At 59.1% G+C, this 12,431-nt stretch carries 13 protein-coding genes; 5 read left to right on the top strand and 8 right to left on the bottom strand.

The annotated features are described in order from the left end of the window. Positions 1-230, bottom strand: a 230-nt coding sequence (locus tag SFLMC1_RS04045; RefSeq protein ID WP_222838028.1) for a hypothetical protein, incomplete at its 3' end; no start/stop codon positions are given. Positions 231-353: 123 nt separating this feature from the next. On the opposite strand from SFLMC1_RS04045, the gene SFLMC1_RS04040 reads away from it, so the two are divergent. Together SFLMC1_RS04040 and SFLMC1_RS04035 are read left to right on the top strand one after the other, a co-directional pair. Then, positions 354-1,385 (top strand): 3-deoxy-7-phosphoheptulonate synthase, encoded by a 1,032-nt coding sequence (locus SFLMC1_RS04040; RefSeq protein ID WP_152074912.1) that lies wholly within the window; start codon positions 354-356, stop codon positions 1,383-1,385. A 481-nt stretch (positions 1,386-1,866) separates the two neighbouring features. After that, on the top strand, positions 1,867-2,511 hold the full coding sequence (locus tag SFLMC1_RS04035; RefSeq protein WP_152074913.1) for a GNAT family N-acetyltransferase: 645 nt from the start codon (positions 1,867-1,869) through the stop codon (positions 2,509-2,511). An 82-nt stretch (positions 2,512-2,593) separates the two neighbouring features. On the opposite strand, the gene SFLMC1_RS04030 is transcribed toward SFLMC1_RS04035, so the two are convergent. Further along, positions 2,594-4,144, bottom strand: coding sequence for an RNA-binding domain-containing protein (locus SFLMC1_RS04030; RefSeq protein ID WP_187323849.1), 1,551 nt, complete (start codon positions 4,142-4,144; stop codon positions 2,594-2,596). A 189-nt stretch (positions 4,145-4,333) separates the two neighbouring features. Next, positions 4,334-5,455 carry an agmatine deiminase gene (aguA, locus tag SFLMC1_RS04025; RefSeq protein WP_152074915.1) on the bottom strand — a complete coding sequence of 374 codons (1,122 nt, stop codon included), beginning with the start codon at positions 5,453-5,455 and terminating at the stop codon, positions 4,334-4,336. A 178-nt stretch (positions 5,456-5,633) separates the two neighbouring features. Here aguA and SFLMC1_RS04020 point away from each other — a divergent pair, with 178 nt between their 5' ends. From SFLMC1_RS04020 to SFLMC1_RS04010, 3 genes are all read left to right on the top strand, one after another. After that, complete coding sequence (locus SFLMC1_RS04020) at positions 5,634-5,876, top strand: hypothetical protein (RefSeq protein ID WP_152074916.1); 243 nt, start codon at positions 5,634-5,636, stop codon at positions 5,874-5,876. A gap of 26 nt (positions 5,877-5,902) precedes the next feature. Beyond that, complete coding sequence (locus SFLMC1_RS04015; protein ID WP_306437776.1) at positions 5,903-6,436, top strand: helix-turn-helix transcriptional regulator; 534 nt, start codon at positions 5,903-5,905, stop codon at positions 6,434-6,436. Between the two features lie 397 nt (positions 6,437-6,833). After that, complete coding sequence (locus tag SFLMC1_RS04010) at positions 6,834-7,025, top strand: hypothetical protein (protein WP_152074917.1); 192 nt, start codon at positions 6,834-6,836, stop codon at positions 7,023-7,025. Positions 7,026-7,060: 35 nt separating this feature from the next. Here SFLMC1_RS04010 and SFLMC1_RS04005 read toward each other — a convergent pair whose 3' ends face one another. From SFLMC1_RS04005 to SFLMC1_RS11250, 5 genes are all read right to left on the bottom strand, one after another. Next, positions 7,061-8,470, bottom strand: coding sequence for an APC family permease (locus tag SFLMC1_RS04005; protein ID WP_152074918.1), 1,410 nt, complete (start codon positions 8,468-8,470; stop codon positions 7,061-7,063). Then, on the bottom strand, positions 8,460-8,642 hold the full coding sequence (locus SFLMC1_RS04000) for a hypothetical protein (protein WP_152074919.1): 183 nt from the start codon (positions 8,640-8,642) through the stop codon (positions 8,460-8,462). The genes SFLMC1_RS04005 and SFLMC1_RS04000 overlap by 11 nt, the downstream gene beginning before the upstream one ends. Before the next feature lie 328 nt (positions 8,643-8,970). Further along, the gene (locus SFLMC1_RS03995) at positions 8,971-10,176 is read right to left on the bottom strand and encodes an agmatine deiminase family protein (RefSeq protein ID WP_152074920.1); all 1,206 of its coding nucleotides are present in this window, start codon (positions 10,174-10,176) and stop codon (positions 8,971-8,973) included. 368 nt (positions 10,177-10,544) lie between these two features. Further along, positions 10,545-11,984, bottom strand: a complete 1,440-nt coding sequence (locus SFLMC1_RS03990; protein WP_152074921.1) for an APC family permease — start codon at positions 11,982-11,984, stop codon at positions 10,545-10,547. Positions 11,985-12,115: 131 nt separating this feature from the next. Then, the gene (locus SFLMC1_RS11250; protein ID WP_261981423.1) at positions 12,116-12,364 is read right to left on the bottom strand and encodes a hypothetical protein; all 249 of its coding nucleotides are present in this window, start codon (positions 12,362-12,364) and stop codon (positions 12,116-12,118) included. Positions 12,365-12,431: the final 67 nt, after the last annotated feature.

Below are 12,431 nucleotides of genomic sequence, written 5' to 3'. Positions count from 1 at the left end.
GAGGTGTTCGGATAAAGTTGATAATCAAGGGTGCCAACATTAATGAACATATTTGCTGTTGTGTCGGTTATCTTGTAAGCTCGATATGATACTACGCCAGCAACAGTACTCATATTTGCCATTTTTTGTCCGCGGGGTATGCCGCAGAAGATCCAACTTGCTCCAGCATGCCGTACGCCGGCCCTCCCCTTCCGGCGAGTGCCGACATTTTCCCAGATAAAACCGACCAAAATAAACCTGTCCCCTTTCGGCAGGTTTCGGGGTGACGAGGGCTTGCACTTTAGCGTGCGACAGCGGATAATGCCGTGCATTCGACAATTCACGCTTTGACTTATTTGATTGAGGAGGCCCCTATGTCCATGGAATTCAAACGCAGGCTGCCGATCCCTATGGAGATTCGCGAGGAAATGCCGCTTTCGGCCGAGCTTACCGCCAAAAAGCAGGCATTTGACGCCGAGGTCGCCAAAGTCTTTACCGGCGAGGACGCACGCAAGGTGCTTATCATCGGCCCGTGCTCTGCCGACCGTGAGGATTCGGTGCTTGAGTACATGAACCGACTGGCCAAGACCGCCGAGGAGGTCAAGGACAAGCTCATCATCATTCCGCGCGTCTATACCAATAAGCCGCGTACCAAGGGCACCGGTTACAAGGGCCTGTTGCACAACCCCAACCCCGAGGCTCCCGACGACCTGCTCGAGGGCGTCAAGGCCATCCGCCATATGCACCTGCGCGTTATTGAGGAAACGGGCTTCTTCACCGCCGACGAGATGCTCTACCCGTCCAACTACCAGTACCTCGTTGACCTGCTGAGCTATGTTGCCGTGGGCGCACGCTCGGTCGAAAACCAGGAGCATCGCCTGGTGTCGAGCGGCATTTCGGTACCCGTCGGCATGAAGAATCCCACTGCTGGCTCTACCACCGTTATGCTCAACTCCATTTACGCCGCGCAGGCGCACCAGAGCTTCATCTTCCGCAACTGGGAGGTCGAGTGCGACGGCAATCCGCTCGCGCACGCCGTTATGCGTGGCTACATCGGTCTCGACGGTCGCACCTATCCCAATTACCACTACGAGCACCTAGAGCGCCTGGCCGAGCGCTATACCGAGCACGCCGGCTATGCCAATCCGGCAGCGGTCATCGACTGCAACCACGACAACTCGGGCAAGCGTCCGCTGGAGCAGTATCGCATTTGCAAGGAGGTGCTCGACAGCTGTCGCCGCAACGAGTCCATCTCCAAGCTGGTCAAGGGCTTTATGATCGAGTCCTACCTGGAGGACGGCAACCAGCCGGTCGACGGCGGCGTCTTTGGCAAGTCGATCACCGACCCATGCCTGGGCTGGGAAAAGACCGACTACCTCATCCACGAGATCGCGGAACGGGTGTAGGTTACGGCGTTTTACCAAACGCCGTAAGCGGCCGACGCTACAAACCCGCCAGAGCGGCAATCTGCCTTTCAGCTTCGACGGCATGACCAAAAGGTCAATGCCGCCTCACTTCAAGGCACCTTGCTCGCTCTGGCGGGTTTTCGCTGACGTTTTTCTACCAGCGTCGTTACCAAAGCTGGCACTTGGGGACGCTCCTTTTGGGGTAGTCGTTGGGGACGCTCTTGTTTGACTAGTCGTTTAAGAACGTCCCCAACGACAACCCACAATGAGAGTGGATTATCTCCCATTTTTGACCTATACCAGCGCTAAAAGTGGGAGATTATCCACTCTCATCGAGCAAGTGTCCGAAAATCCGCCCTCATTCCTTCTTAGGACCCTCCGTCCCCGAGGGATCGAGGGTCGTCTGCCGAATGGTCGATGCGGCACCCCTGCGTCCATGTCACACTCATAGATGGCCTGACCCAACTTGGAAGGAGCCTCCATGAGCCTTGAGAACGTAGCCCTGCGCGCCGCCACGCTCGATGACCTGACCGGCATCGCCGCCATTTACAACCAGCTGTGGTGCAACACACTACGCAACCGCGGCGACGTCGAAGCCGCCGATTTCTGCGCGCGCTTTAACATCACCATGCAGCTGCAGCGCTCCCCCATCGCGCTCGTCGCCGAGGCCGAGGGCCGCATTATCGCCGCCTGCTGCATCGGCATCTTCGAGGACGGAAGGCCGCGCACCAATCCCATGTGGGAGCCCTGCTACGACGAGATGCTCGCCCAGGCAACCGAGATGGCAAAGACCGCCGATGCCAAGCTCGAGGGCTCGCTCTTTGGCGACAGTCGTGAAAAGGCCACGGCCGACCGCTTTGCCGCCACGGGCAACGAGTATGCCCAGGGCCAGCTCAACCTGATCATCATCGTGCCCGAGTGGCAGGGCAAGGGACTCGGCCGCGCGCTCATCGACCTTGCGCGCGCCGAACTCGCCAAAGCCGGGTGCACCAAATTCTTCCTGATGAGCGACTGCAACTCCGATTGGCAGTTCTACGAGCACCTCAACATGAAGCGCATCCTGGAGGATCACAGCCAGGACACCGGCGACGGATTTATCGTCTATATGTACGGAGGCACGCTCTAAGTACCCCTTCAATCAAGGCGAGTCGGGCACCCGGCCCTTGGCCTCTGCCCAGGAATAACCCAGGGGGCCGGACCGCCCGTCCCTAAACCTGCCCGACAGCGCGATATCTCGTCGCCCGAGCGCGCCCCTCTTTAACGAGTGCGCCTTCCTCAAGCAAACCGTTGATAACCCGCAGCGTCACGTCGCGCCCAGTTCCCAGAGCGTCCGAAGCATCCTGGCGCGTAAAACCGCGGGGCCGCTCAAGGGCAAAGCGAATCAAGGTGCGAGCGTATCCACCACGTCGCTCGTCCGAGACATCCTGTAGCATCGCGGACGCCTTGCACGCAACATCAAAGCCAAGCTCCTCCACGAGCTTGGCACGCACCTCGTGGCCGCAGTCGCCATTCATCGACACGTGCCTTTCTCGCTGCGCTCGCACGGATGCAAACGCCTGCGAAACATCGGGCGGCAGCGCCCCTTCCCGCTCGAGCTGCTCATAATCGCTGTAATCCCCACGCAAGTTGGGACCGCTATTGCCACGAGGCGTCAGATAGGAATTGCGCACGGCGTTGACGTTGGGCAGCGACAACCTAAACATTGCAGGGTAGGCGCAGACCTCGGGTTCCAACCCTTCCGCCTCATAGAGCGCACGGATCCCCTTGAGGCCCGTTCCAAACGCCTCAACCATCCCCAGGCGCAAAAAGAGCAGTTGCAGCTTTGGATTCCGAGCGTCCGAGCCGCCCGCAAGCGCCTCCTCGACGCTGATGTGCTGCGGCCCTCCCGCATTGGTAAATTCAAGCGCCGTACGGCTCATCTTGATAAGAGACGCCACCGAAGATTCGTAGTCGCGATGGATAAACAGGTTCAGAATTCCCTCTCGAACAGCCTCGCGGGGATAGTCGTCCTTATCTATGCGATCGAGCCTTCCCGGCACAAAGTACATACGCGTTGCGTTCGATATATTGAGGAACCGTTCGATATCCTCTATCTGCCTGAAGATCGAGCCCTCGCCATCCTGACGGTCGATAAACTCGGTATACGCATCGTCGTTGAAGAGGCCAGCGCGGACTGCAAAGGGGTTTTGGTCAGAGACCAGCAGTGCCAAATTGGTGTAAAAGCCCAGCTCATCGATAAGGCCGAGATTCTTTTGAGAGGTTTGGTCAAACGTAATCTCCGCACGCCTAAAGACCCGCTCGGCTTCAAAAAACGTCAAGCTCTGTTCATGAGAGCGCGCGGTCTCAAAATAATCGCCGTCGGTGCGCTTGATCATCGAGCGGATCTGGGCCATCTCGATGGGCACGTTGGCAGGACCTAGGCGCCGATATACCCCGGCGGGAACAAATCCCTTCGAGCACAGGCAGTACGGCTTGTGAGGACCCGCTTCCACCTCGATTTTCACCAACGCTGCGCCATCGATATCCAATGCGGAGACCGTCGTGATTTCAGAAACGTCGGGATACACGCCATCGGTTATTGCATTAGAGCATTGAAGCATGGTGGCATCGATATCGTCCACGCCGACGATGCTGCCAAAATCGTCGATTCCGATATACAAGGTACCGCCATTCGAATTGGCAAACGCCACCACAGCTTTGAGCAGTTTAGGGGTAAATGTGCACTTGAACTCCACGGTCTCACTTTCAACAAGCTGCATGCTACCCCCTATCATCGACTATCGACGATTCTAGACCAACTATCGACGATAAGCAAGGCCCCTGGTACCCTCGCTTAGACCCGAGTGCCCGCGTGCAACGCTGCCCGCCGCACGCAAAAGGGCCCGCCAGCGTGTGCGCCAGCGGGCCCCAGGTCATATCGACACTACCCCGTGTGCCTGCAACCGCCTCTACTTGCAGCGCGCCTTGGGCTGCTGCTGGGTGATGCAGTGGATGTTGCCGCCACCATAGATGACCTCGCGAGTCATGATACCGATGACTTCACGGTCCGGATAAGCAGCCTGGATATCCTTGAGCGCCTGGGCGTCATTGGGATCGCCGAACTGCGGTACAAGCACTGCACCGTTGATGGGCAGGAAGTTGAGGTAGCTCGGCTCGAAAGCGTCCTCGGGGGTACGCGGCAGCACGCCCTCGACGGGGTCAATCGTGCTGGCCTCCTCCTCGGTCATATACACCGAGGTCGCAGGCATAATGACCTTGTACACCTTAAGCTTGCGGCCCTTGGCATCGGTCGCCTCGGAGAGCGTCTTGAAGGCCTCCTGGCACTCCTTGTAGAACTTATGGTTGGGATCGTCGGTCCACATGCAGCAGACCTCGCCGGGCGCACTAAAGCATGCAACATCGTCCACGTGCCCGTTGGTCTCAAACGGGTCGATGCCGTCCTTGATCCAAATGACCTTCTCGATGCCCAGGTACTCGGCAAGCTTCTCCTCGATCTGCTCCTTGGTGTACTGGGGGTTGCGGTCCTCATTGAGCAGGCACATCTCGGTGGTCACCACGGTGCCCTGGCCGTCGCAGTTAAACGAGCCGCCCTCGAGGATGTAGTCCTCGGGACGATAGCGGTTGACCTGCTCGAGCTGCGCCACCTGCAAGCCGATGCTCGCATCCTTGTCCCACGGGAAATACAGACCGTCGATAAAGCCGCCATACGCGTTAAAGTGGAAGTGCGAGAGTGCCACGTCGCCCTTGTCGTTGACAAGAAACGCCGGGCCGGGGTCGCGGATCCAGGAGTCGTTGTACTCCATATGAATCACGCGCACGTTCTCAACGCCATCGAAAATCTCGCACACCGCAGGGAAATCCTCGGCATTGACACCAACGGTGATGGGCTGGAAGCGTGCAACGGTCTTAATAATCTCGGTAAAGACCTTTTGCGCCGGCTTGGCGCCGCAGCGCCACACGTCGGAGCGGTGCGGCCACAGAATCCAGGTACGCTCCTGCTCCTCATACTCGCCGGGCATATAGAACCCGTCCTTCTTAGGCGTGGATTCACTCTCATAGATGGTCTTCATTTCAAGCTCCTAAATCTCGGTGCTTTTGCCTGACGAGACCATGATGCGGCCGCACCGAGATGTTCTCAATGGTCCCTCGAGCCCCTTTCAGCGACCGACGGTATACCATTCGCTGACCTAAAGTTCTATTCAGGCCGAGAACATGACATACTGGGTTCCACAATGGAAAGGACGCCCTATGCCCCCATGCAATAAACAGCAGACTATTGAGTTGGACAGTACGACCTGGACCGCTCTCAACGAGCTCGCGCTTGCAATCCATGCATCACACGGTGTCGATAAGCTGCAAAAGGAGACCTTCGAGGGAACGACAGGGCTCGTGCCCCATCGGATCGCCATGTTCGACCTGATCGAGGCGGCGGGCAGTGATGCCCCACGCTACGTCCACCCCGCAAGCAGCGGAATGGACGACGCGCACTGAGCGACTACTACAACCGCTACGCCGCGATGGACTATACAACATGGAGCTTTGACTTACATAAGGTCGGCGTCTACCGCGACCTCGACCTCGTCGACGTCGAGCGACGCGATGCCACGCCCATCTATCGCAAATGGATGGAACCGCAGGGCGTCTACTTTGGCTGTACGGCCACGCTCGCGCACAACGACAGCCCGCTAGGAAGCATCACCCTGTTTCGCGAACGCACAGCCGGAGACTTCACCGACACCGAGCTCGCAATCCTGCTCGAAATCGCTCGGCACGCGAGCCTCGCGCTCGCCAACCTCTATCCTCGGGGCATTAAACTCACCCAGACAGAAGACACAAACCAGCTGAATGCTTTCATTACAGAACACAATATCCAACCGCGCGAAGCCGAAGTCATGCGACTCATGCTCGACGGCAAAACGAACAAACAGATGGCAAACGAGCTATTCATAAGCGAGTCAACCGTCAAGAAGCATGTCAACGCCATCTATCGCAAGCTCGGCGTCAGCAACCGCCTGGGCCTCATGACTGCCACGCGAAACATCCCGCGATAAAAAGGGCGCCCTCCATACGGAGAACGCCCTTTGATTTCGCCATTTGAATTAGTGTCGGCTCTGGCTCAAAGAGTAGACGGGTTTATTTTGGTAGGTTTTATCTGGGCAAACGCCAGCCGCCTCGAGGGAGCTGCCTTCCCTCGCGGCGGTCTTCTAGCAGAAAAACCAAGTGAGTAGGCTTTTTGCAGGAGGCCCAGCACGCCCCAAAACGCCACAGCTCTGACCTGCGGTTTTATTGAGTATTTGTCGCGATGTGCTCGGTAAGTTCAAAAAAGTCTACTCACTTGCATCTGCCCATCACCTTTGTGGTGGTTTGAAGCTCTCCGCGGCGGGATGCTAGACTTGCGGCGTATACATTCACGCCAAAACACGGGTCGCATGAAGAAAAGGAGATGCCATGACACCGATCGCTCCGCTCAAGATACTCGTCGCGCCCGCCGCCAAGGCCATCACCCGACTCGGTTCTTCCATGACCTATGACAACGTTCCCTGCGTCGTCGAATCACGCGAGGACAGCTGCCCCTACCTGGGCCACGTCCCCTTCTTTGCGCCCAAGCTTGATTCCGATTCCAAACACCGCGAACAATAATCCAAGCTGCAGCAGACACCGCGCAGGTCGCGGCGTTACTGCTTTGGCGCAACGTAACCTGACCCCCTTGCACCAACACCGGGATTGTCGACACTCCGGCCGCAGCGCGATATCATGCGCGAGACCTCGCCCAGCAACACGCCGATCACCACACCCATGAGGATCGGCAACTTTGACATCTCGGCGGGCGAGCTGTTAAGCGGCACGATTGTCGCAACAATCGAAAGCACGAGTTCTACCACCGGCACCGCAAGCGCTACCGCAAGCACCTTGCCCTCGAAGGGTGCGCGGAACACACGCGGGCGGTCGTCGTATTTACGCAGGCGCCAAAACGCTGGGAACATCGGGATATAACTCATGAGCAGAAAGACGACGTTCATCGAGAAGAAGACCCAAAAGACGTCGGAGCCCTCGCCCAGCGGAATCTGGAGCAGCAGCACCAAGCTGGCGAAACAACCGTTAATGAGCGCCGAGCCGTCTGGCATGCCGGTCTTTTTGGACACCAACGCAAAGGGACGCGGCATGTTGCCATGGCGCGCGGCATAGCTCGCCACGTTGTTGACGCCAAAGCTCCAGCAGATCATGTTGGCGAACAGCGTTACCAAAAAGGCCATGCCCACAGTCATCGTTAACGGGTGGCTTCGCCCCACCATGGCGGCGACGGCGTCCACAATGCCCGAATCGAGCGAAAGCTGCTCGGTGGGAACCGCAGCCCCAATGCCAATACCGCAAATAATATAGATTGCCGCAATGGCCACGCCACCGGCGATAACCGCCTTGGGGATATCGCGCGACGGGTTTTTCATCGTGCTGGCAAAGGTCGCGACCACTTCGAAGCCCATAAAGTTGAAGAGGATGATCGACAGGTACGTCAGCGAGTTGTTATCGCCCAGATCGGGGATGAAGGTCTTGAACGACATGTCGTTGGCAAAGCCGTTATTGCAGGCAAACCAGATGCCGACGATTCCCACCACAGCGGTAATGAGCACCTTGATGACGGCACCGCCGTCCATAACCCAATCGGCCTCGGCCACCGGCTGCATCGCCATGACCGTGACGCCCCACACAAAGGCAAGCTCGATGGCGATTCGGACCCCAAGCGAAAATTCGATACCCCATACAGCATTGATGACACTGGGAAACATGCAGGCGATACTTGCCACCCACAGTGGAAAGTTGACCCAGTAGCACCAGGAGCAGCGGGCGCCCCAACGGTCGCCCAGGCCCAAGCGAACCCAGTCGTACAGGCCGCCCTCGGAATCGAACGCCGTACCCAGCTCGGCCACCACCAGGCCATAGGGAAGCAAAAACGTAATGATGAGGAAGATCCACCAGAAGAACTGCACGTTACCCATGGCAGATGCCGGAGCCGCCGCCTCGATGGTAAAGACAACGCAGATAACCGAAAGGATGACCTCGATCAGGGAGAACTTTTTACCTGCCATGGCACGCTCCCCTCACAGCAAAAAGGATGGCATCTGTACCGAAGGCGCAGCCCAAGGTAGGGTTGCAGGCCGCGTCACCGGTACAGGTGCCATCCCAAAGAGAAGAGAGGATGCAATTGTTGGACCAGCGCTCGCGGAACAGGCGCGTGTAGATGACGATACGCTGGTACATAGATACTCCGATCAAAACGGCCGCGTTTGCGACCGGAAACTTTCGACAATTGGGTACGCGTCTGACCTGAGATATTCAAGCGAACAATTGGCCTAACCCGCAAAAAATCCCAGGCCAGACGCGTACTCGATCAAAGAAAAGGGCACTCCGATGTGGAGGCAACGGAGTGCCCAAAGAAAAACCCAGTCGACCAATCAGGTAGCCCCTGTCCGCTTGACCGGCTGGGTTTCTGAGGTGCGGCAGATTCCCGTGAAAGAGGAGCGCCGCGTACTTTGGTATGCAAGCGACGAATGAACGGGAAGGTGCCGTGCCGCGGAAAGCCAGACGATTAAGCGGACGGCTCCTGCTGGGTAATGCAGTGAATATTGCCGCCGCCGAAGACGACCTGCTCGGACTGAACGCCGACGCACTTGTAGACGCCCTCGCCCCAGACCTCGTCGTAGATCTTCTGGAGCGTGTCGACGGCCAGCTGGTCGTTCTCGTCGCCGTACTGCGGGACGATAACGCCGTGGTTGGTCACGAGGTAGTTCATGTAGGAGGCGATCAGCGGCTCGTCGGGGACGCGCGGCTCGGCGTTCTCGTCGGCGTCGATGGTGTCGCAGGAGGCCTGGTCCATGAACAGCGGGTTCACGGGCATGCAGAGCTTGTAGACCTTCATCTTGCGGCCCTTGGCGTCGACGGCGTTGGAGAGGGTCTCGTAGGCGGCGTGGCACTGCTCGTAGAACGGGTACTCGGGATCGTCGGTCCAGATGCAGGCCATGACGCCCGGGGCGATGAACGTGGCGACGTCGTCGATGTGGCCGTTGGTCTCCTCGGGGTCGATGCCCTCCTTGACCCAGATGACCTTCTCGACACCCAGGTAATCCTTGAGGTGCTCGTCCATGTAGGCGCGGAGCTCCTCGCTCCAGGGCTCGAACTTCTTGTGGTACTTGGGCCAGATGGACTCGGGATCCTCTTCCTCCTCGAGCACCGCAGAGCAGGTGCGGCCCGGGGAGAGCAGGCACTGATCGGTCACGACAAGGGTGCCCTCGCCGTCGACGGTGATGGAGCCGCCCTCGAGGATCATGTCGTCGGGACGGTAGCGGCGGCAGCCGGAGAGCTCGGCCATCTTGAGGGCGATCTGCTCGTCCTTGTCCCACGGGAAATAGAGTCCGTCGACGAGGCCGCCGTAGGCGTTGAAGTGCCAGTGGTTGGCGCGCTTCTCGCCCTTGCCATCGATGACGTAGGTGGCGGCGGTGTCGCGGAACCAGGCGTCGTCGGTGGTCATCTCGATGACGGTGACGTTCTCGTCGTTCTCGAAGACGGCCTTGCAGTTGGCGTAGTCGACCTGGTTGGCGCACATATAGACCGGGGTGAACTCGGCGATGGCGCGGGCGATGGCGGCATACTGCTTCTGGGCCGGCTTGGCGCCGTGGGCCCAGGTGTCGGTGCGGTGGGGCCAGCCCATCCACACGCGATCCTGCGGGGCGAACTCGGCGGGCATAAAGAAGCCGTCGGCCTTGGGGGTGGACTCGGACTCGGTGATCGTACGCATAAGATTTCCTCCAAATCGAACGATCGCTTGCCGCGGGCGGGTTACCCGCAGCCTAAAACCAAGAGATGGTAGGCGCCCGTTCCCCGGCAAAGGTCGGGGCGCCCGGCGCCGGTTTTCACGGAGTCGCACCGGCAAGCGACGACGTAACCAAGTGCGCGGAGACAAAACGCACGAAGGATACGGAAGAGAGATTGGGGTGGGCGGTGGTTACCGGAGCTATCGCTCACACCCACCCCGGGGAATGGTTAGCAAACCTGTCGCTTGGGCACGCCCCCCGAAGAGGCTAGAGTGCCCGGAGTCGGGAGCGACAAGCCCGACGAAGCGCACGTTGGTACGCGAGGAGGGTTGGAGCCCCAGAACCGGGTGCTCTAGTTCTCCTCGGCCTCGGCGGCCTCCTCAGCGAGACGCTGAGCTGCCAGCTCGGGAGTGAGGCCCTTGTACTCGGTCTCGCGGCCCCTAGCGGAGACGACGCGGACGACCTCGCCGATGAGCACGAGCACGATGAAGATGACGATCATCGGGGCCTTGTCGCCAATTTCGGCGGCGGAGAACGGGATCAGCGTTGCAACGATGGCCAGGACCAGCTCGATGCAGGGGATGGCCAGCATGACCTTCATCATGGCGCCCTTAAACGGGAACGTGAAGATACGCTCGCGGTCGGGGTCGTTCTTGCGAAGGTTGAGGAACGCCGGGAACATCGGGATGTAGGTCAGCAGCAGGAAGACGACGGAGGTGCCGAAGAGCATCCAGAAGACACCGTTGGAGATGGCCTCGATGGGAACGAGCTGCAGGCACAGCACCAGGGAGGCAACGACGGCGTTGACCAGGTTGGCGCCGTTGGGCATGTCGTCATTCGAGATCATCGAGGCGAAGACCTTGGGCATGTTGCCGTGCTCGGCGGCGTAGCGGGCGACGGAGTTGACGCCGAAGGACCAGGCGGCCATGTTGGCGAACAGGGTGATCAGGAAGGCGATGCAGATGACCTTGAAGATCATAGAGTCGCCCACCATGGTCTGGACTGCGACGATCATGCCGTAGTCGGGGTCGATGGAGTCGGCCGGCACGGCGGCGCCGATGCCGAAGCCGGCGAACAGGTAGATGACGGCGATAGCCACGCCGCCGACGATGATGGCCTTGGGAATATCGCGAGCGGGATCGGCCATGTCGTCGGTCATGGTGCAGATGACCTCGAAGCCCATGAAGTTGAAGATGATGATGGACAGGTAGCCGAGGGCGTTGGTGTTGGTGAGCTCGGGCAGGAAGGTGGCAGCGGACATGTCGTTCGCAAAACCGTTCTCCATGGCATACCAGATGCCCAAGGCGCCGACGATAACGGCAACGGCGACCTTGATGATAGCGCCTCCGTTGAGGACCCACTCGGAGTCGGCCGCCTTGGAGCGGCCCATGAGATACACGATCCACACAAAGGCAAGTTCGATACCCATCTTGGCGATCAGGTTGAACTCGACGCCAAAGACCATGCCCAGGATGTCGGGGAACATGGTGGCCAGCGAGGCGATCCACAGGGGGTAGTTGACCCAGTAGGAATACGAAATGCGGGCGCCCCACTTGTCGCCCAGGCCATCGCGTACCCAGTCGTAAATGCCGCCCTCGCCGTCATAGGTGGTGCCGAGCTCGGCGACAACCATGCCGTAAGGGAGCAGGAAGGTCAGGATTAGGAAGATCCACCAGAAGAACTGCTGGTTGCCAATGGCGGCAGCAGGTGCGGCGGCCTCGCAAACGAAGACGACGCAGATGATGGTCGAAATGACCGTCAAGAAGGAAAGCTTTTTCTTTCCGTCGCTCATGATGAGCTCCTTCGCTCAGTCTTGGACAGATCCGGGGCCTAAGGTATTAAGGCAATTGCTTGGGCCTCGGTGAGCGGGCGACAGGAGACGAGCATCCGCCGCCCGCAAACGTGCTTTTAGAAGCCTTGAGCTTAGAGCTGCTCGAGAGCCTCGAGAGCGGCGTGGAGCTCAGCCTTGGCGGAGTACTCGACACCCTCGTCGTTGAGCGGGGTGCGCTTGCCCAGGGCGGCAAGGAGAGCACGAATGGAGTGCTTGCGGTTCTCGGCCTCGACCCAGCACAGGGAGCGCTCGGGATCGTCCATGACCTCGTCGACGACCTCCTCGTTGCGGGTGGCCGGCAGGCAGTGCATGAACTTGGAGTCTGCGCCGGCGAAGTTCATCATGTCCATGGTGACCTGATACTTGGGATAGAACACGTCCATGTAGTTCTCGCCCGAAACCTCCTCG

Source organism: Collinsella aerofaciens (genome assembly GCF_901212495.1).
GTDB classification, from domain to species: Bacteria; Actinomycetota; Coriobacteriia; order Coriobacteriales; family Coriobacteriaceae; genus Collinsella; species Collinsella aerofaciens_H.
Note: the sequence above shows the minus strand (reverse complement) of the source record. Positions and strands in the feature narration are given on the sequence as shown.